Origin of the sequence: Kosakonia sp. ML.JS2a (assembly GCF_025642095.1) — a bacterium.
GTDB lineage: Bacteria > Pseudomonadota > Gammaproteobacteria > Enterobacterales > Enterobacteriaceae.
Genome location: NZ_CP106754.1, coordinates 76,461 through 101,253 on the forward strand (window position 1 = coordinate 76,461; position 24,793 = coordinate 101,253).

The 24,793-nt window shown below is 52.8% G+C and carries 23 protein-coding genes and 1 pseudogene; 20 read left to right on the forward strand and 4 right to left on the reverse strand.

All coding sequences use genetic code 11. The features are described 5' to 3' along the window. The first annotated feature begins 10 nt into the window (after window positions 1–10). The 4 genes from N7922_RS00340 (at window position 11) to N7922_RS00355 (ending at window position 4,396) form a co-directional block, all read left to right on the forward strand. Window positions 11–1,204, forward strand: coding sequence for an MFS transporter (locus tag N7922_RS00340; RefSeq protein WP_263098737.1), 1,194 nt, complete (start codon window positions 11–13; stop codon window positions 1,202–1,204). Between the two features lie 188 nt (window positions 1,205–1,392). Further along, complete coding sequence (locus tag N7922_RS00345; protein WP_263098738.1) at window positions 1,393–1,704, forward strand: PTS sugar transporter subunit IIB; 312 nt, start codon at window positions 1,393–1,395, stop codon at window positions 1,702–1,704. 108 nt (window positions 1,705–1,812) lie between these two features. Further along, a complete protein-coding gene (locus N7922_RS00350; protein ID WP_263098739.1) occupies window positions 1,813–3,135 on the forward strand; it encodes a PTS sugar transporter subunit IIC in 1,323 nt (440 codons plus the stop codon). Window positions 3,136–3,493: 358 nt separating this feature from the next. Next, on the forward strand, window positions 3,494–4,396 hold the full coding sequence (locus N7922_RS00355; protein ID WP_263098740.1) for a helix-turn-helix transcriptional regulator: 903 nt from the start codon (window positions 3,494–3,496) through the stop codon (window positions 4,394–4,396). A gap of 27 nt (window positions 4,397–4,423) precedes the next feature. On the opposite strand, the gene N7922_RS00360 is transcribed toward N7922_RS00355, so the two are convergent. From N7922_RS00360 to N7922_RS00370, 3 genes are all read right to left on the reverse strand, one after another. Then, window positions 4,424–4,822, reverse strand: a complete 399-nt coding sequence (locus N7922_RS00360) for a cupin domain-containing protein (protein ID WP_263098741.1) — start codon at window positions 4,820–4,822, stop codon at window positions 4,424–4,426. Between the two features lie 142 nt (window positions 4,823–4,964). Beyond that, entirely contained in the window at window positions 4,965–6,128 is a 1,164-nt protein-coding gene (locus N7922_RS00365; protein ID WP_263098742.1) for a multidrug effflux MFS transporter, read from the reverse strand. A 113-nt stretch (window positions 6,129–6,241) separates the two neighbouring features. After that, window positions 6,242–6,844, reverse strand: a complete 603-nt coding sequence (locus tag N7922_RS00370; RefSeq protein WP_263098743.1) for an XRE family transcriptional regulator — start codon at window positions 6,842–6,844, stop codon at window positions 6,242–6,244. Window positions 6,845–6,889: 45 nt separating this feature from the next. On the opposite strand from N7922_RS00370, the gene N7922_RS00375 reads away from it, so the two are divergent. The 4 genes and pseudogenes from N7922_RS00375 (at window position 6,890) to vapC (ending at window position 9,212) form a co-directional block, all read left to right on the forward strand. Beyond that, a complete protein-coding gene (locus N7922_RS00375; protein ID WP_263098744.1) occupies window positions 6,890–7,582 on the forward strand; it encodes a B3/4 domain-containing protein in 693 nt (230 codons plus the stop codon). Window positions 7,583–7,595: 13 nt separating this feature from the next. After that, window positions 7,596–8,477, forward strand: coding sequence for a dihydrodipicolinate synthase family protein (locus N7922_RS00380; protein WP_263098745.1), 882 nt, complete (start codon window positions 7,596–7,598; stop codon window positions 8,475–8,477). An 88-nt stretch (window positions 8,478–8,565) separates the two neighbouring features. After that, window positions 8,566–8,808 carry an antitoxin gene (locus N7922_RS00385; RefSeq protein WP_263098746.1) on the forward strand — a complete coding sequence of 81 codons (243 nt, stop codon included), beginning with the start codon at window positions 8,566–8,568 and terminating at the stop codon, window positions 8,806–8,808. Between the two features lie 10 nt (window positions 8,809–8,818). Next, window positions 8,819–9,212 (forward strand): annotated as a pseudogene (gene vapC, locus N7922_RS00390) (type II toxin-antitoxin system tRNA(fMet)-specific endonuclease VapC). Window positions 9,213–9,217: 5 nt separating this feature from the next. Here the strand turns inward: vapC and N7922_RS00395 are convergent. Then, window positions 9,218–10,276, reverse strand: a complete 1,059-nt coding sequence (locus N7922_RS00395) for an AbrB family transcriptional regulator (protein WP_263098747.1) — start codon at window positions 10,274–10,276, stop codon at window positions 9,218–9,220. A gap of 884 nt (window positions 10,277–11,160) precedes the next feature. Here N7922_RS00395 and N7922_RS00400 point away from each other — a divergent pair. The 12 genes from N7922_RS00400 to N7922_RS00455 all read left to right on the forward strand — a co-directional run bounded on the left by N7922_RS00400 (window position 11,161) and on the right by N7922_RS00455 (window position 24,793). Further along, window positions 11,161–11,613 (forward strand): phage tail protein, encoded by a 453-nt coding sequence (locus tag N7922_RS00400; protein WP_061492458.1) that lies wholly within the window; start codon window positions 11,161–11,163, stop codon window positions 11,611–11,613. A gap of 15 nt (window positions 11,614–11,628) precedes the next feature. Beyond that, window positions 11,629–12,702, forward strand: a complete 1,074-nt coding sequence (locus N7922_RS00405) for a phage tail sheath family protein (protein WP_263098748.1) — start codon at window positions 11,629–11,631, stop codon at window positions 12,700–12,702. 17 nt (window positions 12,703–12,719) lie between these two features. Next, window positions 12,720–14,114, forward strand: a complete 1,395-nt coding sequence (locus N7922_RS00410) for a phage tail sheath family protein (protein ID WP_263098749.1) — start codon at window positions 12,720–12,722, stop codon at window positions 14,112–14,114. A 45-nt stretch (window positions 14,115–14,159) separates the two neighbouring features. Then, window positions 14,160–15,368: a phage tail sheath C-terminal domain-containing protein gene (locus tag N7922_RS00415; RefSeq protein ID WP_263098750.1), complete on the forward strand. Its 1,209-nt coding sequence runs from the start codon at window positions 14,160–14,162 to the stop codon at window positions 15,366–15,368. Further along, window positions 15,368–15,823 carry a phage tail protein gene (locus N7922_RS00420; RefSeq protein WP_061492462.1) on the forward strand — a complete coding sequence of 152 codons (456 nt, stop codon included), beginning with the start codon at window positions 15,368–15,370 and terminating at the stop codon, window positions 15,821–15,823. Before N7922_RS00415 ends, N7922_RS00420 begins: the two co-directional genes overlap by 1 nt. Continuing rightward, the gene (locus N7922_RS00425; protein WP_263098751.1) at window positions 15,820–15,987 is read left to right on the forward strand and encodes a DUF5908 family protein; all 168 of its coding nucleotides are present in this window, start codon (window positions 15,820–15,822) and stop codon (window positions 15,985–15,987) included. Before N7922_RS00420 ends, N7922_RS00425 begins: the two co-directional genes overlap by 4 nt. Further along, complete coding sequence (locus N7922_RS00430) at window positions 15,984–16,676, forward strand: hypothetical protein (protein WP_263098753.1); 693 nt, start codon at window positions 15,984–15,986, stop codon at window positions 16,674–16,676. Before N7922_RS00425 ends, N7922_RS00430 begins: the two co-directional genes overlap by 4 nt. Then, entirely contained in the window at window positions 16,669–18,288 is a 1,620-nt protein-coding gene (locus N7922_RS00435; protein ID WP_263098754.1) for a phage baseplate assembly protein V, read from the forward strand. Before N7922_RS00430 ends, N7922_RS00435 begins: the two co-directional genes overlap by 8 nt. A gap of 23 nt (window positions 18,289–18,311) precedes the next feature. Further along, on the forward strand, window positions 18,312–18,734 hold the full coding sequence (locus N7922_RS00440) for a GPW/gp25 family protein (RefSeq protein WP_263098755.1): 423 nt from the start codon (window positions 18,312–18,314) through the stop codon (window positions 18,732–18,734). 8 nt (window positions 18,735–18,742) lie between these two features. After that, entirely contained in the window at window positions 18,743–19,147 is a 405-nt protein-coding gene (locus N7922_RS00445; protein ID WP_263098756.1) for a hypothetical protein, read from the forward strand. Window positions 19,148–19,222: 75 nt separating this feature from the next. Continuing rightward, window positions 19,223–21,856, forward strand: coding sequence for a hypothetical protein (locus N7922_RS00450; protein WP_263098757.1), 2,634 nt, complete (start codon window positions 19,223–19,225; stop codon window positions 21,854–21,856). 12 nt (window positions 21,857–21,868) lie between these two features. Continuing rightward, window positions 21,869–24,793 (forward strand): hypothetical protein, encoded by a 2,925-nt coding sequence (locus N7922_RS00455; RefSeq protein ID WP_263098758.1) that lies wholly within the window; start codon window positions 21,869–21,871, stop codon window positions 24,791–24,793.

Consider the following 24,793-nt stretch of genomic DNA (forward strand, 5'->3'; position numbering starts at 1 on the left):
GGGATAAAAAATGACGATTTCACCTCATCAACAGCGTCTGTCTCTCTGCGCCTGCTATGCCGCCATGATATGCCTGGCCATTGCACTCAACTTCTTACCCGTCTACCTGACCACATTTAGCGACGCCTTTGACAGTGTTTCCGGGCTGACCGGCGAACAATTGGGGCGTATTCCGGCAGTGATGTTTCTCAGTTTTATCACCGCTATCCTGGTGACCGGGCCGCTGGCCGATCGGGGCAATGCTCAGCGGTTTATTTTATTTGGGCTGCTGATCACGGCACTTGGGTTAGGACTTGTGGCGATGGCGCCCACCTACACTTTCCTGTTGTTCGCTGTCGCGATGATGGGATGGGGAGCAGGCATGCTGGATATGCTGCTCAGCCCGATTGTCGTGGCGCTACAGCCTGCCAGGCGCAGTGCGGCCATGAACTGGCTACACTCCTATTTTTGCCTCGGTGCGGTAGGCGCAGTGCTGATAGCCAGCTTTGCGCTGAAATGGGGGATTTCATGGCGCATGGTTGCGTTGGGGATCATGATTGCGCCATTGGGGACGGCACTGTTGTTCCTGCGGCTTACTCTCCCTCCTCTGGTGCAGGAAACTGCGCCGCGAGAAGCGATGACAACCCTGATAAAACGCCCTTATTTCATCGCTTGCCTGATCGCTATCTTTTTAGGCGGCGCAACAGAGACGGGTCTGTCGCAATGGCTGCCGACTTATGCTGAGCGGGGATTGGGATTTTCGAAGGAGATCGGCGGGTTTGCACTGGCTGGCTTTTCTGTGGCGATGGCGCTGGGGAGAATGGCGGCGGCTATGGTGCAGCAGCGTATTTCTCCAGAGGCGCTAATGCTGGGCTGCTGTGCTGTAACCATGGCGCTGTTTGTTGTGATCGGCTTTCCTCCCAGCCCAACGATTGCCATTGCTGCCTGTATTCTGGCGGGATTCTCAGGAAGCTGTCTCTGGCCAACCATGCTGGCCATGTCTGCAGACGCCTATCCGCGAGGCGGTGCGACCATGTTCGGTGTGCTGACGGCTTTTGGTAATGCAGGCTGTAGTCTGGTGCCGTGGCTGGTTGGACTGATCATGGAATATTCATCGTTGCATATAGGCTTATTGACCGTTGCGCTGTGCCCTGGCGGTATGATCATTGTGCTTGTATGGATGCATCGATTATCCGGAAAAGATAACGGCGTGCTGGTGGGATAATTACACGCCTTCATTCTCTCTTACTGACGAGTAATAATTAAAGATTCTAGTTACGTTATCGCGTTATTATTATTTGATTTTACATTTCGTTGCAGTGCTTATTGTGATCGCGCTGAGAGATAAAGATATAAACACCCGGTAAAATAACTATAAGTAAATGTTTATCAATATAGTAAGGGACGAGTCATATGAAAAACATATTATTGGTATGCGCTGCAGGGATGTCGACAAGCATGTTGGTGAAACGCATGAAAGAGTATGCCGACACAGTAAATATAGAGGTAACCATTAATGCATTGGCAATATCGGAAGCCAAAGAGACGTTGAAAAAAAATGAGGTGGATATTGTATTGCTGGGACCACAGGTGCGTTTCCAGAAAAAAGAATTAGAGGAAGTTGTACAGGGGCGGGTCCCTGTCGCAGTGATTGATATGAAAGCTTACGGGCAGATGGATGGCAAAGCCGTTTTAGACAGTGCGCTGGTATGTCTGGCTGAATAATTCGTTTTCGGATAATTATTCTTTCTTTGTGTGTGGAATCTTTTTCCTCACACTAAATACCTGTGTGCATTATTAATTAAAACGGTAACAAGATTAAAAGGAATCATCATGAGTTTCATGGAGTCTTTTGAACGAGGTATGGAGAAAATTCTCGTTCCCATTGCGGTTAAATTAAACTCACAGATCCATATTTCGGCAGTGCGGGATGCATTTATATTGTCTTTCCCGATTGTGATGGCCAGTTCGCTGATTATTCTTATTAACTTTGCGATTCTCTCACCCGATGGTTTTATCGCCAGTATTTTGCATCTGGATGCGCTTTTTCCCAATCTGGCCGCCGCGCAGGAAATATTCACACCCGTCATGAATGGCTCGGTCAATATTATGGCGGTTTTAATTACCTTTCTGGTGGCGCGCAATATTGCCATTAGCTATCAACAGGACGATCTCCTGTGCGGGTTGACCTCGATTGGCGCGTTTTTTGTTGTTTACACGCCTTACACCGTCATTGACGGGCAAGCGTATCTCACCACCCAATACCTTGGGCCGCAGGGGTTATTTGTCGCTATTATTGTTGCATTAATCGCCAGTGAAGTGTTCTGCCGTCTGGCGCGCAACCCAAAAGTGACCATTACGATGCCCGCCGCAGTGCCGCCTGCGGTCTCCCGCTCTTTCAAAGTGCTGTTGCCTATCTTCTTTGTGATGATCCTGTTTTCCGTTATCAACTACCTGCTGGCGAAGATCTCGCCGGATGGCTTGAATGACCTGGTCTACACCCTGATCCAATCGCCGTTAAAAGATATGGGCACAAATATTTTCGCTGTGCTGATCCTCGGCCTGGTTGCAAACTTTTTGTGGGTGCTGGGTATCCACGGGCCGAATACTGTGGCGGCGATTCGTGAGGCCATTTTCACAGAAGCTAACCTGGAAAATCTGTCGTATACCGCGTCGCATGGTACCACCTGGGGTGCGCCGTATCCGATTACCTGGGGCGGTATCAACGATGCTTTCGCCAACTACGGTGGCTCGGGGATGACGTTGGGACTATTGCTGGCGATCTTTATCGCTTCGCGGCGTAAAGATTACCGTGAAATGGCGAAAATGGCCTTTGTTCCGGGCATATTCAATATTAACGAACCGGTCATTTTTGGGCTGCCAATTGTCCTGAACCCGATTCTGGTGATCCCGTTTGTGCTGACCCCGTTTGTTAATTCGCTGATTGGCTACGTCTTTATCTCTATGGCGCTGATTCCGCCTATCGCGTATGCAGTACCGTGGACAACCCCTGGCCCACTCATTGCCTTCCTGGGTACCGGAGGCAACTGGTTGGCGCTGTTTGTCGGCCTGCTGTGCCTGGCGGTTTCTACACTGATCTATCTGCCATTTGTGGTCGCCGCCAATAAGGTGAATATCATAGCGACAGATCGGTAGCACCTTTCCCCTCAAAAGCCTGCCGTATGCCATACGTTGCATGCGGCAGCGCACCTTCGATTTCCGTCAGTATCAACGCGGCAGAGGTATCGACCTGCGCGAAATACCGCACTTCACACACGCAACAGGCTGTACTGACATTTCCTGTCAGGACAATAGGTTATCTTTCCCTCGGTGAAATAAAGGGGTTGTATAAATCTGCTGCTGTCTGCGGAAATTTCATTTTAGTTTTTTAGCTTTCTGCCGTTAACCCCTAAGAACAAACACTTTTTTACCTATAAAACAGGGCTATGCCGCCATGGTCAGGCCGTAATCGTTTAACGTCTTCTGAGACTTTTGACTCCGGAACCAGGGGAACATGAAAGAAAGTCACGACAGAAAACATGACCCGCTCATTGAGCGGCTCTGTGAAATTTTCGGTGCGCTTTACCAGGGGCGAACTATTGATAAAGCGTGGCTTTGCGATAAGTTCGGCATCACGGAGCGCACGGCTTATCGGGATCTTGCCAGACTGGGGCATATCCTCGATCAGGTTGCTCCCGGGCGCTACAAACTCAGTTCACATCTTCTGCCTTCTCTGCATACCGGTCACCTGGCGGAGTTCGCCGATTTTGCCGGTGTGGCGCATCTTTTCCCACGCAATGACGGTCAGTCGCTACGCAACAGCATGAAAAATCGTGACAACATTACATTTCATGCCCCCAGCAGTCGGGAAAACCGACTGATTGAAGATCGCATCAACTTACTCAACCGGGCGATCACCACACGTTGCGAAGTGGAGTATCGCTACCGTGACAAGGCCCGTCTGGCCCAGCCTTACCGGTTGATCAACCAGTACGGCTTGTGGTACCTGGCCGCCGTTGAACAAGGGCGTCTGAAAGCGTTTGAACTGGCGAAAATTGAAGGCATTAAAGAAACGGCGCGGCATTTTACACCGCATGCGGATGTACTGGTCGAACTGGATAGCGGCGCGGGGATCCGTTTCGGTTCAAGGGTGGAGACACGTCTGCGGGTTTCTGCTCAGGTGGCGGAATACGTTACCCGCCGTTCACTCTTTCCCTCGCAGCGCATTCTGGAACAGCATGACGATGGCAGCCTTACGCTTTCAACCGCCATCAGCGATCCCCATACGCTCTTTCGCTGGTTGCGTTACTGGCTACCGGACATCGGCATCCTGTCGCCGCAGTCGCTACGTGAGCAATTTGAGCAGGATTTGCATACCCGTTATACCCACGGTGTGATGCTGATGGCGCAGAGATAATCTGCGCCGGAAACAGCCAGATGGCTTTTATTGCCCGTGATACTGCTCATCGGTCACCTGCTCCAGCCAGGTGACCGGACTCCCGTTTAACGATTCGGCAATGGCGATATGCGTCATTGCGCTTTCGGCCGTCGCGCCATGCCAGTGTTTAACCTCTTCCGGGATCCAGACAATATCGCCCTGATTCATCTCCTGCACGGCTTCGCCTTCGCACTGGATCCAGCCTTTACCATGAATGACGATCAGCGTCTGGCCCAGTGGATGGGTATGCCATGCGGTGCGAGCGCCTGGCTCAAATGTTACCGTTGCGCCGCCCACACGGGCAGGCGCCTCGGCTTTAAATGGCGCGTCAATGCGTACGCGACCGGTGAAATACTCGTGTGGACCCTGCGCCGAAGGAACGGAAGCATTACGGGTGATTTTCATGTTGTTCTCCTGTGTATGGGCACGTCTGTATAGCGTAGCGTGTGGATAATTCGTCTGACGGGAAAGTGGTGTGACGATCATAAAACCCGCAAGCCGTGGCGACTATTGGCGAAAATCGGCATGGCTTTATGACTGCGGCTCATCAATGGCGACGCAGCACCATCACCGCGCTGGCGACGGTGAAGAGCGCCATGATCCATGCCATGGTCCACGGCGTGCCGTCGCGAAAGCCTGCCAGCAACAGCGAAGAGATAATGCCGCTGCCATATTGCAACGCACCAATCAGCGCCGAGGCCGATCCGGCCATCGACGGTGCAGCGTCCAGCGCGGCGGCGGTTGAGGTGGCGGCAATAATGCCGTTCATCGAGAAAAACAGGAAAATCGTCACTACCACCGCAACAATGCCACCCAGATGCAGTTTCACCGCCAGCGCCAGCGCAAGAGTGGCGAACATCGCCACGGCCACGGCGGTTTTCAGCAAGTGATCCAATGGGTAGCGCTGTACCAGGCGGTGGTTCACCATGCTCATGCCCATCACGCCGACGATATTGACGGCGAACAGCCAGCCATAGTATTGCGGGTCAATGCCATAAAAGCGGATGTAGACAAACGGTGACCCGGTAATAAAGGCATAGGCAGCCACATAGAAAAAGGTCAGGCACAGCGTATAGCGCATAAAAGCACGGTTACTCAGCAGCGCGCAGTAATTGCGAAACGCGCCAGGTAACGAGGCTTTCACCCGCTTTTCCATGCTCAGGGTTTCCGGCAGGGCGAACAGCGACAGGAACATCAGCCCGCCGATCAGCGCCAACAGCCAGAAGATGGCGTGCCAACTGGTGAAGCGAATGATTTGCCCGCCCGCCAGCGGTCCGACAATTGGCGCAATCGCCATAATAAAGATCAGCGTTGAGAGCATCTGCGCCGCGCGGGTACGGCTAAAGAGATCGCGGATCATTGCCCGCGCCAGCATTGGGCCGGTACAAGCACCGAATGCCTGAAACACTCGCCAGAAGACAATCTGATGAATATCCGTCGACAGGGCGCATCCGGCGGAGCCGATAATAAACAGCACCATACCGATAAACAGCGGCAGGCGGCGGCCCAGCGCATCGCTGATTGGCCCCCACACCAGTTGCGCCAGCGCAAAGCCGATTAAAAAGCCGGTGACCGTCAGCTCGATGTCACCTTGCAGCTCTGTTGCCATTCGCGGCATGGCGGGCAGATAGATATCTGTCGACAAGGAGGTAAACGCCATTAGTGCGCTGAGGATCGCGAGAAACAGCGGCCCGTGTATCTTGTTGTTCATAAAATCCTGATAAGAGTAGCGATGGAAGGGTGCCGACAAAGGCGGAACGCTATCTTAAGCGGGCGGGCGAAAATGATAACCCCACTAAATCATAATGGGGTTATGAACAGGATTCATGAATGGCGTTCGCTGACCGTCATGGTGAAAATGACCGGTTGTGTGGTGTCATTGGCATAATGGTGCGACACATCGGTTTGCGCGACCGCCGAGCAGCCTTCTGCAATAAGCAGCGCAGTTTGATCCACCTGAATAGCGAGAGCGCCGCTTTCCACATGTAACAGCTCCACCGTGCCGGACGGATGCCCGGGGGAGGTAAAACGCTCGCCGGGGAACATTTCCCAGCGCCACATTTCTAGCATATCCGGGCCACTGGTGCCTGCCAGCAAACGGGCTGAACCGCCTTTTTCACCACGCCACAGCACCGGTATCTCCTCCGGCGTGATCAGATGCGCGGTCGGTTTACTGGCGACATCCACAATGTCGGCCACCGAGACACCCATCGCCGCCGAGATTTTACACAGCAGGGCGATACTGGGGTTGGCAAGGCATTTCTCGATTTCCACCAACATGCCTTTACTGACGCCCGCCCGGCGGGACAGCTCATCCAGCGAGAGTTTTTGTTGTTTGCGAAACGCTTTAATACGCGCCGCTACCGCTTCACTGACGCGCTGAATGTCTGCGCCGGAGTCGGTCGATTTATTGACTTTTTTGGTCATCGGTCGATAGTATGAAATAAATTGGTCACTAAAAAGGATTATCCGATGCTTTCCGTTCAGCCGTCAATCGATGCCCGCCTGGCAACCATCGCGCCAGGTTTTCGTGCGCTCAGCGTGATGGTAGATGCCACCACTCTGGTTAACCCGCAGGTGGGCGAAGAGGCGCTGCTTGACGCATGCGCTTCTGTTGCGGCAGGTGGCCCGGCCTGGGCAGATGCGCACCTCGCTGCCTGGGACGCGGTGTTTAAGCAGTTCGGCGCGAAGCCAAAGCGCACGCCCAATTCGGCGCTGGCGCTGCGTAAACGTGTCCAGCGGGACGGCGTGGTACCAGCAATTGATCCGGTGGTGGATCTCTATAACGCTATTAGTCTGCGCTACGCTATTCCGGTGGGTGGTGAGAACATTGCCGCCTATGTGGGCGCACCGCGGCTGACCGTGGCCGACGGTAGCGAGCGGTTCGACATCATCAAAGAGGGGCAACTGGCGCAGGAGTCTCCCGAGCCGGGTGAGGTGATCTGGCGTGATGATGTGGGCGCGACGTGCCGCCGCTGGAACTGGCGTCAGGGCGTGCGCACCCGCTTAAGCGCCACCGATCACCGGATGTGGTTTATTCTTGAAAGCCTGCCGGAGATGCCGAAGGCGGCGTTATGTGAAGCGGGCGACGAACTGATCGCCGGGTTGCAACGTATGATGCCGGGCTGCAGTAGCCAAATAACGCTGCTCGGGTTTGATATCTGAAGAGGATAACAGAATGGATTTCACAGGATTGAGCGCCTTTCCGCTGACGCCGCTGGTGGATGACAAGCTGGACGAAGTGGCCTATGTGCGGCTGATTAAACGGCTGCGTGCCGCCGGTGTGGATTCGATTGGCGCGCTGGGGTCGACCGGGTGCTACCCCTATTTCAGTCGTAACGAACGGGCCACCGCGTTGCGCCTGGCGACAGAGCACTCCGGCGCAGTGCCGGTGATAGCCGGTATCGGCGCGCTCCGTACCCGCGATGTGCTGTGGCTGGCGGAGGATGCACAGAAAGCGGGCGTTAGCGCGTTGCTGCTGGCGCCAGTCTCTTATCACGCGCTAACGGAAGATGAGGTGTTCGATCTGTTCGATGCGGTGACCCGTGAACTCTCTGTGCCGCTGTGTGTGTACGACAATCCGGGCACCACGCACTTTACTTTTAGCGATGCGCTGATTGCCCGCATTGCACAGTTGCCGAATATTGGCTCTATCAAAATCCCTCCGATCTCTGCACCGCAACGTGCCGCGTCGCTGCGCGCGCAGATCCCGGCGCACATTACGCTGGGTATCAGCGGCGATGCCAGCGCTGTCGATGGTTTAAGCGCCGGTTGCGGCATCTGGTATTCGGTACTGGGCGGGCTGTTCCCGGAGGTTGCGCTGGCTATCTCCCGCGCGGCGCTCACGGGCGATATGGCCCAGGCACGCGCCAGGTCGGATGCGCTGGCACCGCTGTGGGATCTGTTTAAACGTTACGGCGGCAGCCTGCGGGTGATAGCCACCGCCGCGGAGCTGCTCGGTACGGTCACTGCACCCTGCCTGCCCGCGCCCCTGCGCACGCTGACGGGCGACGCCCGACGGCAGGTGGCGGACGTGATTGAGACGCTGCAGCTGGCCTGATTATCGCACTAACAGTGAGGCGACGTTTTGTATATCCCATTGACATATCCCACCGCTCACTTGTGCTTGTCAGTATGAAATTTCATCAATGGAGAGGCGGGTGGAGAAAACGACACTTTTTAAAAGCAATCGCAGCCAGGCTGTACGTTTGCCAAAAGCTGTGGCGCTGCCAGAAGACGTCAGGCAAGTTGATATTATTGCTGTGGGGCGCGCACGAATTATCACACCATCAGGAGAAAGCTGGGATAGCTGGTTTGATGGTGAGAATGCGTCTGCTGATTTTATGGCCGCGCGTGAGCAACCAGGGGATCAGGACAGGGAAGATTTTTGATGCTCAAATTATGCCTGATACGAACATTTGTATTTTCACCATAAAAAAACAAAACTGAAACTGTCCGTCGGGCATTCAATCTGCGCGACGGACAAATGTGTATCAGCTCTATCACATTGATGGAGCTGATTTATGGTGCAGAAAAATCGGCCGCGCCTGAAAAAAACTTGCGCGTCGTTGAAGGGTTTACCGCCAGACTGGAGGTGCTGCCTTATGGTATCGATGCATCAGTGCATACTGGTCAACTCAGGGCGGAGCTGGCAAGAGAAGGCACACCCATCGGGCCTTATGATGCCATGATTGGTGCACATGCCCGTTCATTGGGGTTAATACTCGTCACCAATAACACCCGCGAGTTTGTCCGCATCCCGGGTTTGCGTTTGCAGGACTGGACGATGCATTAACGTTGCTACGTCCCCAGTCGTTTTGCGACAAAACGTGAGATCGCAGGCCCGGTGATCAGCACCAGAATAAAGCGCCCGGTCTGCATTGCCATCACAAATGAAATATCCACATGGCTTGATGAGGCAATAATCGCCACCGTATCAGCTCCGCCGGGGCTGGTGGCCAGGTAAGCGGTCAGTGGATCGATACCCGCGAAGTGCACCAGTAAAAAGGCGAAACCGCAACATACGGCAACCAGCGTCAGCACTGACATCAGCACGCGCGGCAGTGCGCGGGCGGCGTAGCCGACAATCTCCCGCGTAAAGCGCAGGCCGATGCTCCAGCCGATAATGGCGTAGGAGAGCGCCAGCAACCACGGCGGCAGTTCAAGGCGCAGCAAACCGGTATCTTCCACAATCGTCCCTAATACCAGCGTGATCAGCATCGGCCCGGAGGGTATTTTCACCTTGCGGGCAATCAGGTAGCCTGTGGCAATCACCAGTAACGTCCCGGCAAAGGCCAACCCGCGCAGCGGGCCAAACAACGTAAACGTCGCCACGGCGTGGTCCGGGTTATCGGTTCCCATCCACATGCGGGTAACCAGCACTGCCACCAGCGCCACAATCATCACCCGCAGGTACTGCATAAAGGCCACCAGCCGCACATCTGCGCCGAAGCTCTCTGCCATAATGGTCATTGCTGCCGCTGCACCCGGCGATGATCCCCAGATGGCGGTAGAGCCAGGGAAGACCTGTAGTTTCGCCATGATCCAGCCAAGGATTGCACTGGCGAAAATCACCGCCACAATACAACTGATAAACAACGGCCAGTCGGCTGCAATACGACCAAAAACCGACGGTGGGATGGCATGAGCTATCATCGCGCCGACCACCGCTTGCGCCACACTGAAGCATTTTTTGCTGATGGTGAGTGGATGATTGGTGATGGCGAGAATAATACCAGCGAACATTGGGCCTAAGAGCAGCGCTGCTGGCAAATGGATCAGCTCCATCAGCGCCACCAGCGGTATTGAAATGGCAAGTAGCCGTAGCCAGTTGCGCAGTAGCGGAGAGGGTAATGTCATTGACACCCCCTTCTGCATCCTGTGGCTACGGCATTAAAAGCAATGTAAGGCATAGCGTCCCCGGTAAATAAAAAACAGTAATTATATGATTATAAAGGTATACCGTGACTGTATAAGGTCTTTGCCCGCCCTGCAATCTTTCATGCCGGATAAAGGGACATTTTTGCTACATTAATAAAACGATCGGTGCTGCTAATATCTCGTTGCACAGGGGAGAAATGCTTTGTCGGGCTATTTGTATCGTGAAGAGACAGGACAGGTATTTGTTATTTTTATATTTTAACATGTTTATAGTGTGCTTTTTAAACGAGGCGACATCCGGTGACACCCGACAAATTATTTCTTATCAAAACGTGAATGTACACTTTAAAAATTTATTTAACTATATGATTTTATTATTTTGGTTTGTTTCTTCCCTATCGAGTAGATGAAAAATCCTAATTCTCTTAAGGTAAACTTGCCTTTTTAAATGCCCCTATCTAATTTTTACTAATCATTTCTCTTTAGCTGCTTGTTTTTTTCGTTAAGGAGAAACTAATTAACCTGTTTTTTTACAGTTTTGAGCCTTAATGATATCAATCGTTTGTATTGATAACTCGTAATTTATGCGCATTTTTTGCGCTTCTTTTGTCGTTATTATTTTAATAATGAGATTTTTTTTGATTTTTAAAAGTGCCTGTCGAATCACTCTTTGGCGTATGGCATGGGCGGTAGCGTGCCTTTTTTAAATTTAAAGGTAACGATTTCTACTAATTCAAGCCGGTGAGAATGATTCGATATTCACTTTATCTAAAGAGTGTGCAGCATTGTCCATGCTTATAGCTGCATTGTCCATGTCTGCACTTCATGTCAAAACGCTGTGTTAACTCCAGAAGGATATATCCATGGCTACTACAGCTGATGAAATTGCCAGCCTTTATCCCATTCCCACCTATCGCTTTATCGTTACGCTTGGTGATGAACAGATGCCATTTTCCAGCGCGTCGGGCCTGGATATTAATTACGATACTATCGAGTACCGTGATGGCACAGGAAATTGGTTTAAAATGCCCGGCCAACGGCAAGCCATTAATATTACTCTCTCTCAGGGCATATTCCCGGGGCAAAATGCCCTTTACGACTGGATTAATTCTATTCAATACAATCGGGTCGAAAAGAAAGACATTCTGATTAGCCTGACTAACGACACCGGTACAGAAGTGTTACTGAGCTGGAGCGTGTCGAACGCTTTCCCCACTGCGCTTTCCTCGCCGTCGTTCGATGCAACCAGTAATGAAGTGGCTGTCCAACAACTGACGCTGATGGCGGACAGAGTCACCGTGCAAGCAGGCAGCTAATACAGGAGCTGATCAATGGCGACCACCGCTACTTATCCTGGTGTGTATCTGGGTGAAGATACGACGGCTAACTTTGTCGTGTCGTCTTCGGCGACCGCCGTACCTGCCTTTGCATTTCGTAAAGTTGCCGGCCAGCCTCATATCGAGAATATTTATGTTTTCAATAACTGGGCGGAGTTTGTTAAAAGCCAGCAAGGGAATGACAATGAATATGCTTATGTTATTGCCATAAAATTGTGGTTTATGAACGGTGGCGGTAAATGCTATCTGTTCCAAAAAAGCTATCTGGATGACATATTAAATCAGTACGACGATATTACTTTGGTTGTCGCTGCGGGTACAGGGAACGATCTGTTTAATCAGATTACTGATTTTTCAAATCGCCGTGGTCATCAAGTCTTTATACTGCTCGATTCCGCCAACGCAAAAATTAGCGCTACGGATACTGCCAATACCATTATGGCGGATTATCCGTCGCTGGCGAATGCTGCGGTATTTTACCCGTGGGGAACTTCGCTGCGTGGTAGCAATATTCCTCCCAGTGCCATGGCTGCTGCGGCGATTGCACAAGCAGACAGCTTACTGGGTGTCTGGAAAGCACCTGCCAACCTCATTATTAACGGGGTGGCATCGCTTAAATATCCCATCAGTGATGATTTACAAGGACGATTTAACCAAGGTAAAGCGCTGAATATGTTTCGCGAATACCCAGGCGTTGGAACTGTATTATGGGGGGCCAGAACGCTGGAGGACAGTGATAACTGGCGATATATTCCCGTGCGTCGCCTGTTTAATATGATCGAAAAGGATGTCCGGCTTTCACTTAATAAGGTGGTATTTGAAACCAATAATCATCCAACCTGGCAGCGTGTTAAAGCAGCGCTGGATAATTATCTCTATGGCTTGTGGCAGCAAGGGGCTTTGGTGGGCAATAACCCGACAGAAGCCTGGTTTGTTGAGGTGGGTAAAGGCATCACGATGACGGAGGAGGATATTCACCAGGGTCGGCTTATTATCAACCTTGGTCTGGCAGCCGTTCGTCCCGCTGAATTTATCCTACTGCAATTCTCCCAAGATATTGCTCAATAATTTACAGGAACAAAATTATGTCAATCGAAACCATTGTCCCCGGTGTTTATATTGAAGAAGACGCCACCCCGGCAATATCCGTGAGCCAGGGGGCGACGGCAGTACCGCTATTTATCGGCGCCTTTGCAGCGCTGGAAGATAAATACAAAGGTAAAATTGTCAGAATCAGCGGTTGGCTCGATTTTGTACAGATGTTTACCGCGAGCAGTGCAGGCTATTCCGCTTCAGTGACGATTACCTCAACAGAGTCGACAGAATCTGAGGAACCTGATGATGGGTCATCTGGGACACCTGATGATGGTTCATCAGGAACAAACACACCTACTACTCCCACAGCGACTGCGGTTGAATATACCTACACCGCTGGCGCGCCCAGTGTGACTGAAACGACCGCCACCGTGGCGTTGCAGCTCTATTTCCAGAATGGCGGTAACCCATGCTATGTCTTCGCGCTGGAAGACACCAGCAATACCACGGCATTGGCGAGTATACCGACGCTGATGGGCGAGTATGACGACATTACCATTCTGGCGGTGCTCGATAGCGATAGTTCTTACCGCGATGAAATTTATCGCATACTGGCCGGCGCACTGGATCAAAACAAAGGGTACTTCTTGATCGCTGATGGTGAATCGGCGGCTGCGCCGGATGCGGTGAAAGGGGTTGATCATGCGGCGGTTTACTACCCTGCCTTATCTGTGAAGGCAGGAAAAATCAGTGATAACGATGTGAAGATCACGGGTTATACGGATGCAGTAAGTAGCAATGTCACCACGCTGGCGGATCTGAAGAGAGTCAATCCCGAGTTGGCCGCCAAGGTCTCGAGTTCGCTCAGTAAGAATGTGCCTGTGCTGACGGTTCCCGCCTCCGGGGCGATGGCGGGTGTGTACTGCAAAACTGACCGTGAACGTGGGGTATGGAAAGCTCCGGCGAATGTGATCCTCAATGGTGTCTCGGATGTCAGTGTACGCGTGTCGGATGATGCGCAAGGGCCAATGAATGAGGCGGGTATTAATGTGATCCGCTACTTCAGCGATCGCGGCGTGGTGGTCTGGGGCGGCAGAACGCAACAGAACGATGATAACTGGCGCTATATCTCTGTTCGTCGGTTGTTTGACACCGCAGAGCGCGACGTCAAAAAAGCCATGCGCCCGGTAGTGTTTGAGCCCAATAGCCAGCCAACCTGGACCCGTGTCTGGGCCGCCATTGATACCTATCTCTATGGTCTCTGGCAAAAAGGCGGTCTGGCCGGGAACAGCCCGGAAGAAGCCTATTTTGTGCGGATTGGCAAAGGGGTCACCATGACCGAAGAAGACATCAATCAGGGCAAGATGATTGTGCAGATCGGGATGGCTGCCGTGCGGCCTGCGGAATTCATTATTCTGCAGTTTACGCAAAATATGGCGCAGTAAACCTTTCGCTGACGCTCTTTTTCCTGCTCAAAAGGATCGATTCCGATGGCTATGGTGCTTCCAAGGGTATCGGTCGGCGATACCCTTTTAACCGCCGAATCAACCGATGATCCGGTGACGATACCGCTGTTTATTGGCTATACCGCGCAAGTAGAGGAAAGTGGCGAACCTGTTGCGCTCGCGTCGCTTGCCGAAGCAAGCGCGCACTTTGGCGACACGGGAACGCTGGCGTGGGCGCTACGTCACTTTTTCGATAACAATGGTCGCATTTGCTATGTCTATTCGCTGGGCGATACGGCGCAATGGAGCAGCGATGCCGATAGATTAAATGCGCTGGTGGCGGCATTACAAACGCCGGAAATGACGGCAGTCGTGATGGACGACACCCACAGCGGGTTACTGTTAGCGCCGGAGCTGAGCGAGCTTAATGACCAGACCACCGACACGCAGGATCTCTGGTATCAGGGGTGGCAGGCGTTACTGGAGCTTGCTCAGTATGAACGTCGCTTCGCCTTACTGGAACTGCCTGAAGCACCGGAAACGGCGAATACTCTGGCGCTTAATACCTTTTCCCCGGATTACTGCCGCAACGCCGCCGCCTGGTGGCCCCGTCTTGAAACCAGCTATGCAGATGAGTTGGATAGCGCCATCAGTTACCGACGGCTCTCCCCTTTGCCTGCGGTGGCGGCAGCCATTCAGCTTAGCGCGAAAACTTATGGCGTCTGGAAAGCGCCAGCCAATATCGCCTTACTGAAAACCATCCGCCCGACATATGACACCGCATTAGCGCAAAGTTTATTTACTCAAACCGGGGTGTTCGCCAACCCTATTTGCAGCTTTCCTGGAAAAGGCGTCTACCTGTGGGGGTGCCGGACATTATTAAATGATGACACCTCGCCGTGGCGCTATATCCAGACCCGATTGCTGATGAACAGCATTGAAAATCGCCTGAAAAATATTGCCCGCTCCTTCGTTTTTGAACCGAATAACGCATTGACGTGGATGAAGCTGAAAGGGCAATTGTGGTCATGGCTGCGCCAGCAATGGCTGGCAGGCGCATTTTATGGCACCCAGGAAGAAGAGGCCTTCAGTATTGCCGTTGGGCTGGATGAAACCATGACGACCGACGATCTCAGCGCGGGAAGAATGATTGTCAACATTCAACTGGCGCTGCTGGCGCCTGCTGAATTCATTGACTTGACCATCACCCTCGATGCCCGCGCCAGCACTACGCAATTCGAGGAGAACGCATAATGGAAAACCTGCCTGCTGTGTCGCATCGCTTCCTGGTGAATTTCCTTTTTAACTACATTCCCAGCCCGCTGGATATCGCGTTTCAGCGGGTTTCCGGGCTGGGGCGGGAGCTTTCTGTCACCCAACATCGTGAAGGGGGCGAAAACGCCCAAAATATCTGGCTGGCGGAGAAGGTCGAACACGGTTCACTGGTGCTTGAGCGCGGCGTAATGCGCTTGTCGCCGCTGACCTTGCAGTTTGATCGCGTACTGCGCCGGGAAAGTACGCTGATGGCGAACGTCGTCATTATGCTGCTGGATCATAATATGCTGCTGCCCGTCACCGTATGGACCATTAGCAACGCCCTGCCGGTAAGCTGGCGCATGGGCGATCTGGATGCCGCCAGCAATACCGTGTTGATCAATACGCTTGAGCTTCGCTACCAGGATATGCGCGTGCTGGGGACCAAATTATGACCATTGAAATTAATGAACTCATTATTGAAGCCCAGGTGACGGATAACACGTTACCCGCCGGGCAACGGCCATTAACGACCGCAGAACGATTAGACGAAGAGTATCTGATTGAAAAACTCAAACAGGAAATTGTGGCTTACCTGATTGAACGGGAGTTGCTATGAGCCTACTTGACCGAAGCCTGGCGAAACTGACCATTTCCGCCTGGAAAGACCGCGAAGGTAAAATTCCCGCCGGGAAAATGCAGGTCATGTATAACCCCGAAACCCTCCAGCTTGATTACCAGACGCGCTATAGCACGGAAGAGACGATTAACCAGTCTACGCAGAGCAATCGTTATGTGGTTTCCGAACCGTCCGGGCTGGGGCTGAATCTCTTGTTTGATGCCGACATGCCAGGCAATAGCACCTCCATTGAAAGCCAGATGGCGATGCTGAAATTTCTTTGCGCGGTGGATGCTTCAACCGATACGCCCCATTTTTTACAAATCACCTGGGGAAACATGCGCTGGGAAAATAAAGGCTATTTTGCCGGGCGCGCCAGTGAATTATCGATTCATTACACTTTATTTGATCGTAACGCGACCCCCTTGCGCGCTACCGCGCACCTGCAACTGGTGGCGGATTCGAGCATTGTGATTCAGAACGCTGAAAAACAACTGCTCTCACCCAGCAATATTCTGGTCAACATCACCGATCAGGCCACGCTGGCACTGTTAGCGGCAAGTGCCGCAGCCTCCCTGGCCGCCAATGTCGATTATCTTTCGCTCGCCTGGCAAAACGATATGGATAATCTCGACGATTTTGCAGTGGGTGGTGATTTGCTGGTGCAAAAGGGGGTGAGTGATGAATGACATCACCCTGAAAATCGGTGGGCAGACCAGCACGCTGGGCATTCGCTGGTTGCGGGTATTGCAACAACTTAATGAGATCCCTTCAGCCCGGCTGGAGCTGATGTTACCCACGGACAATAACAACACCAGCGACACCGCCCTTGCCGCCGAAGTCGCCCGGCTAACGCCAGGCGTGAGTGTGACGATCGCGCTGGATAATGTTGCCTTATTCTCGGGCGCGCTAACGCAGAAAAAAGTTCAGCTTCAGGGCGCGCAGCGGGTGATCAAAATAGAAGCCCGCCACGCCTTGCAAAAACTGGCCTGGCCGCCGCGTAGCGACCTCTACCGCCAGCAGGCGGACCGGGCGATCCTGACCACACTGTTTAATAAAGCCGCAGTGAAAGCCACCGTAAAAGCCGATGCGCAACTGAATGCGGTGCATGAACAGATGGTGCAATACCGTATCAGCGACTGGTCGTTTATTTGTCGACGCTTAAAAGCCACCAACTGCTGGTTATTGCCAGACGCCGCCAGCAATACCGTTACCGTTGGCGCGCTGAATATGCCTGCCTCGGCGAAACATACGTTTAAGCAGTACGATAAAAACGAAAAATATGCCTTATATGAAGTGGATATTAACTTCGATAACCGCTTTATTCTCGACAGCCTGGCTTTACAGGGCTGGGATGTGAACGAGCAGGCGCTGAATTCCCCGCAACTGGTGAAAAATGATGCGTTTGATCCCTGGCATCCCTCCGCCGCAGCGGCGTCTGCGACGAAAGGCGCGGAACACAACTACAAACTGGCCTTCAGCTACTTCCCGGAGAACGATCTGAGCAAATTATCCCGTTCCTGGGTGAACTATCACCAAATGAGCGAGGCTCAGGGGTTTGTGGTGATGGAAGGCACGCGCGACATTGCGCCAGGCGACAGTGTTGCGCTGGCGGACTTTGGCGCAGGGCTGGATGGCACCGTTCTGGTTTCTGGCATTGAACAGACCATTGATACAGAGCGTGGCTGGCGCACGAAACTGCTTATCGGCATGCCCATCAGTCAGATGGAGGCGGATATCACCGGGACATTGCATATTGGTACCGTTGCGGATTTTACCCCCGATCCGCAAAACATTGAGCGTATTCCGGTGGAGATCCCGGCGCTGAATGTCGCCGGTGAATATTTGTTCGCCAGGCTGGGTAAACCCTACGCCAGCAAAGCGAGTGGTTTTTGCTTTTACCCGGAGCCGGGAGACGAAGTGGTGTTAGGGTTTATTGAGGGGGCCTACAGTTACCCGGTCATTCTTGGGTCAATGCATAATCCGAAAAATAAATCGCCTTTCCCGCCGGATAAAAAGAACAACCAAAAAGCCGTGGTAGTGAACAAACAAGATATTACTCAACAGCTGCTTATTGATTTGGACGCAAAAACATTAACGTTGTCAGCGGATAATGGCAGCAAAGTCATTGTTGACGCCAATAATCAGATGCAAATTCATGGCAGTGAAATAACGGTCGACGTCGATAAGCAAGTGCAAATTAATGCCAATGATGTGACCTGGCAGGCGAATAATAAATTCTCCATTAATGGTAAAGGGCAAGTCGAAATTGTGAGCCCGAGCATTAATATGAAAAATTAACCCGTTCAGCGTGCGGAGGATCTATGAGTAGCGATAAATACGCCACCTCTTTGGGACGTAGTTGGGCTTTTCCCCCGCAATTCAGTGTCGCTGAGGGGGTAAAAATGGCGGAAGGCGTCGATTCGGTATTACAAAGCCTGCTGGTGTTATTTATGACTGAACCCGGCGAGCGCATTATGCGTGAAACCTACGGCGGCGGACTTAATGAATTTCTGTTTGAAAATATTACCGATGAACTGTTAGCCAGCATTCGAAACCATATTGAAGATGCCGTGCTGGTGAATGAGCAACGCACGGAAGTCAAAGAGATCCTGATAAAACAAGCGACCAATGATGTCAGCCGGTTGCTGGTGCAAATTACGCTGAAATTGCTTGGCAGCGATATTACGGAAACGCTGTCTGGCACGCTGGCGGTCAATGAAGGTTATGCGTTGAGGTTGCTATGAGTAATTTTGTGATTGTTGATAATGACATGCTGCAATTCGGCGTGACCTTTGGCATGTATACGGTGACGCCAATCGAACCCTGCATGATAAAAGCCTCAGGAATCGCACAAATCATGAATAAAAAAATGTGCGTCTCAGGCGACGAAAAAAAAGTGTCGATTAAAGCTACCTATATGAGTGCGGCCTATCCCACGCCCGGCACAGGGAGCATCACTATTTCCAGTCTGGCGGCGGATCAACTGGCGAACTTTGCCAAATCGACGATGCCGTTGATCGTTACCGGGAGCCAGTTTTCCGCCCTTTTTACTCCGCAGTCGCCAGCCAGTAATCCCCAGGGACCGGAGGCCGGACCATCGCCGCAAACAGGCACCGGAAAATTCATCAATTCTCAACTGTTTGTAACAACGGGATAAATCCACGCTTTTTATTGAACGTCACTCGCAATTGGACCCTCCCGTTTTTTTATCAACTGCCGAGCGGATAATGCCATGCCTGACTTAGATGAACTTAAAGCGAAACTGGCCGACGTCGTTGTGGAAAATAACTTCCCGCTGGAAGAGAGAACGCCTGCGCAAATTCTGGACTTTTTGCAGCGATACACGGAATCCATTCCCTTCGCCAGCGATGAAAACTCGCTTTGGGGCGATTTCTGGTTTAACGGCATAACGCCGCAACTGCTCAGTGATATTTATACAGGCGTGACGCCAGCAGATAGAAATTTACCGGTACAGCACACTTTTTTATTGTTATTGCTGGGTTTGCTGGAAACGCCAAAACTCTTACTGAATACGGTACCTGACCGCCATCGCACACTTTATTACCAGGACCTGTTAGGGTTTGATCATGGTGCGATAAAACCCGATACGGTGGCGGTGAGCTTTAATCTTAAAAGCAACAGCAAATCCTGGCTGCTGCCTGCGGGTACGTTATTGGATGCCGGGCAGGATGCCGCCGGGAATACCCTTACCTACCAGACTGACAGCGATATACTGCTAAACCACCAACAGCTGGTTAAATTGTGCTGGACGAAGCAGGATGCCAGCGGTAATTGGCTGCTGATGACCGCGCTGGATACTGACAACAACATCGAATTACCGGAAGGCGGTATTCGACTGTTCAGCACCACCCAACATGTCGAGGGTTTGCAGCGTGAGCTGGTGCTCGATTCGATCCTGGTCGGTCTCAACGGTGACATCAGTGTTAACGTTCTGTCGGGTAGCGACGTCACCCGCAGCAGCAGCGAAATCACGCCGACAGTCTCCCTGCTCGGGCAAAAACAGACGCCGCTCGTTTTTCGCGCCACACGCGCCAGCGACAGCGAAGTGCTTTATCGCTTGCCTTCCAGTCTGTTGATTAAAGACTGGCATCAGGATGCCTCCGCCAGGGAGGACGCCTCGCTGGTGTTGCAGTATCCGGCCGGGAAACTTGCTGCCTTGCCCACGTCATATCAGGTGACGATCAGTCAGGTGCAGGATATCGGTTACCTTCCCCAGAGCGGGCACGGCTTTCTCGACAGTGTGAGTTACCCGTTTGGCAGCCAGCCGGTACTGGGCGATGGCTTTGAACTCGCTTTGCCATCTGCGTTAATTGAAAGCGGTGGCACGCTGACCATTTCCCCCCAATGGCAGAACCTGCCCACAGAAAATTTCGCCCTCTGGTATTTCCGTTACACCACCCCTCCGGCGGACAACACCGTGTTTAAGGCGAGTCTTTATCTGGTCATGCCGTCCGGTGACCGCTCTTTGCTTGTGGAGCAGGCGTTGTTTACTGGCGAGGGAGCGCCGCAAATGCGACCGCTAACCGTTACGCTCCCCGCCGATCTGGATGCATCGGCAGGCGGTTACAGCATTCGGGTTGAGTTAAGTGGCTCCGATTTTCATCATCAGGAGTGGGCCAACGACCCCACAGGAAAAAACGCGCCCTGGACGCCGCAGGTGAGTCGTATCGACACCCAATTCACCCAAACGGTTACCCTTGAGCAGATCCTTGGTCGCACTGCGTTGCTCCGTGCTGGTGAGGTCACCGAACAGGCCATTTATATCGGTATGAGTGGTGTGGTTGCCGGAGACAGTGTCTCGATCTACTGGGCTATGCAGTCGCTTTCCGCGCTGACGTTGAGCTGGTATTGCTACACCAGCGAGCGGGCATGGCAGGCGCTGGATGCCACGCTGAGCGATGCGACGCAGGGCTTATTATTCAGCGGGCTGTGGCAGGCAATCCTGCCCGGCAACGTTGCGGTGGGCGGTGACGGGTTATCCGACGAATATTACTGGTTAAAAGGCGTCGTCACCAGTGTAAGCAGCGATATCGCCCCGAAAGTGCGTAACCTGTTTACCAATGCGATGACCGCCACGCTGAATCTGAGCGGTGAGGTGGATAGCAGCCACTTTTCGCAGCCTTTGCCCGCGGGCACCATTTCTCAGCTGATGTCGCCAGTTGTGCCAATCAGTTCTGTCAATCAGTTACTCCCTTCGGAAGGCGGCAAGGCGCGGGAAACCACGGTCGAACTTTTTGAACGCACAGCGCTGCGCATCGCCACCCGCCACCGCGCTATTACCTGGCAGGATATGCGCCATATGCTGCTGGAGCAGTACCCCCAGGTCTACGACATCCATTTTCTGGATGTGAGCAAGCTGTTGACCATTCCCGCGTTGACAGTGCAGGAACTGGTCATTATTCCCGGCAGTCGCGTCAGTGATAATGACGATATGCTGCGCCCGGCATTAAGCCAGGGGCGGCTGGAAGAGATGACCAAGTGGCTGAAAACGTTCACCTGCCCGTGGGCAAGCCCCAAATTAACCAACCCGAATTATGTCGACATTACTGCTCGCTACCAGGTGACTTTTCTTGATGGCGTGAACCCCACCTATGGCTACCAGCAGTTATCCGACTGGTTGCAACAACGCTATATGCCCTGGGGGACTGACCTGCAACAGGCGGTGGCGCTGGGTAACCAGATCGATTACTACCAGCTGTTAGCCACCATTCAACAGCACCCGCTGGTGCAAAACGTCCTGTTGCTGGAACTGGTCGATGCTGAAGGGAACACCCTGGAGGAGACCATCGTGGCGCAGGAAAACGAGGTCTTAATCTTAACGCCGCAAGCAAAATCTGATGCCTAAAGGGAGCCGCTTATGTCTAAAGAAAATGCTCTGTTCCCGGTCGTCAAAGCGGATATTGATTTCGCTACACTGTGGCAACAGGCAACGGAAAGCCTCAACACCCTGTGTGGCGATATCTGGACCGATACCACCGACCACGATCCCGGCGTGACCCTGTTGCAGGCCACCACCTGGAATGATTCTGACCTCGGGTACCGCTTGTCGTTATCGCTTAACGATCTGCTCACTGCTGCGGGAAAAACCACCCTCTTTCCGCCAGAATTTGGGCCACAGGGCGTACTGTGCTGCAACACGGTGACGGCTGATGATTACCGCCGCGCTATCCTTGATATCCACAGCAGTGACATTGGTCTGGGCGGTGACGAACAGGGGTTTATTTTTGACGATTGCGCGCTGGTAAAAGAACCTGAGGACAGCAGCAATACCTTTCACTGGTGGTATGACAAAGTTAATCGTAAGTACACCTTTACCAAACCAACCGATGCGGTAGACGACGAGTGGCAGGAATTAACCCTTCGCGGCAATAACTGGCTCTATCTGGTGCCTTCCCGCTATACGCAGGCGCTCTCCAGTGACGATAACGCAACGGTACAAGCGTATCTGGCGGATTTTCTCGCCAGCCATCGCAACCTGGGGGAATTTTTTGCACGGGTTATCTGGCTTCAGCCGGTGGATTTTAACCTCAATCTGGAAATCAGCCTCAGCAGCGATGTGGAAAGTGTGGCCGCGGTGGTGGCACGTATTTTTGAGGCTACCAGCACGCAACTGTTTTCTTTCGTGGAACGTTTTACGACCGTGCAGATGCGTGACAAAGGCTATACGGATGAAGAGATTTTTGAGGGGCCTTTTCTCAAACATGGCTGGCAGATTGCGCAACCGACGCCACTGTCTGCAAATGGAATGACCGTCAGTCTGGGTTCGCTGGCCAACCGCCTGTTGACCATTCAGGGGGTGGAGAGTGTGAATGCGGTCTCGCTGACATCGCTTCCGCCACAGATACACGGCGTTACGTCGGATAAATGGTCATGGCAAATCGATGCGGGTTACTACCCGAGACTTTGGGGAGCCGACCCGTTTACCCTGCTGGCGGGCGCAGACAGCCCATTGACGCTGGTGATAAAAGGCGGGATTTATGAAAAACCGGATGTGGCGGCAATCCGTCAATATCTCAGCACCCCGACAGTGATCACTACCCCGCCGGTAGTGCTTCCTGCGGGCACGTTGCGCGATTTCAACGCTTATGTTCCGGTGGGCAACCGCCTGCCAGGCTGCTACCAGTTGAAGCAACCGTTGCAACAGGTGGCGCAAAACATCCATGAGTTACACCAGTTCCTGTTGCCGGTCGATCAACTGCTGGTCAATATGTGCGCTGAAATAGCGTCGATACCGCAACTGCTGGCGTTTGACGATCGCGCCGATGCCATTCGGGGTACCCGCTGGCCTTATGACGATGGCATGGTGAATGATGATGCGCACAGCGCTTATGCGAACACCCTAAAGCAGCTTTTCCAGCAAGATGCGGCTATTTTCCAGGCGGATAAAGTGACGCCCCATCCGCTGAACTTTTCTCGCGAACTGGCATTTTTACAGTATCTGTTAGGATATTTTGGCGCATCGCGCGCCGCGCGCCCGCTTACCCTTGATTTGGCCGATTTTCTGCTGACCCAGCGCGCCTATCTCGCCCAACAACCGCAACTGGGCTACGACCGCATCAACATCCAGATTAATAAAGTCTCGGCGCTGCAAAAACGGATTACCGCCATCATCGGGCTGAACAGTGAGTGTTTTAAAGACAACCCCGATCTCAGTAATTTGCCGTTTTACCTGATTGAGCATCGCCAGTTACTGCCGCTGGTACCTGCTACGGGGTATTCCACTGACCAGACGCCGCAAAACGTCACCATCAGCGGCACGCTGGTAAGTATTACCCAGTCGGGCATTGCCGGGAAAATCGAAGTCGGTCAGTTAGTCGATATTATTGCCATCGAAGGCGACAGCCGCCTGGTGGTAGGCCAGCAAATGGTAACCAGTGTCAACGGCGATACTTTTACCGTCAATGCAACAAACAGCCAGCAACTGACCAACGATCTGAGTCGTTTACAAACGGCCTGGTCGGGAGGGAATCTGCGCTGGCAGAGCAGTAATCTCTGGTTGCAGGATATGGACTTCCCCCTGAACTATGCCGATGCAGCGCTGCAACCTGCGGACAGTTCACAAAAATTACTCAGCAGCAGCGATCAGAGCCCTTATCCGGCGATGGTTTCGGCCGGGGATCACATTATCATCCATGCGGGCTCATTATCCACCACCATGGCGGGGGCTACCATCGAGGCTACGGCATCAAGTTCGACCATTGAGTCTGCCGATGCGGATGACTGGCTAATCAATGCCACCATCCTTGAGGTAAACCCGCTGGCGGGTACCCTGCTGGTGGAGAAAGCCGCCGACAGCCAGTATGACTTCCCGGCGGAGGCCGATGCCTGGCGCTATGTGTGGAACTTTAGCGAGTCGGCTTACGCTACCACCGATCGCTTTTCATTTGTAATAAGCCTGGTGCTGAACCGCACGATCATCGCCAGCCAGAATATTGTGCCGGATAAGCTGATCGCCTGGATGCTGCAGGTAGTGATGGAGCAGTTTCCGGCACATGTGTCGTTAATCAACCACTGGCTGAGCGACTCCGCGTTTAAAAACTTCGCCCAGACCTATGCTCGCTGGCAGAACAACGGTAACCCGCTGGGGGATGATGCCTGGAGCATCCTGCAAATGCTGACCTTAGGCCATCTGCCGGTGACCGAATTGGGTATTGGCTTAATGCGTATCGCCACCGACGCACAGCAGACCGCCGTTATCGGAGCCGATGGTAGCCAATGGAATACCAGCGTTATTGTGCAGGAACAGTTGTTCTATGTTCCGCAAGAGTTGCCCACCGCTTAA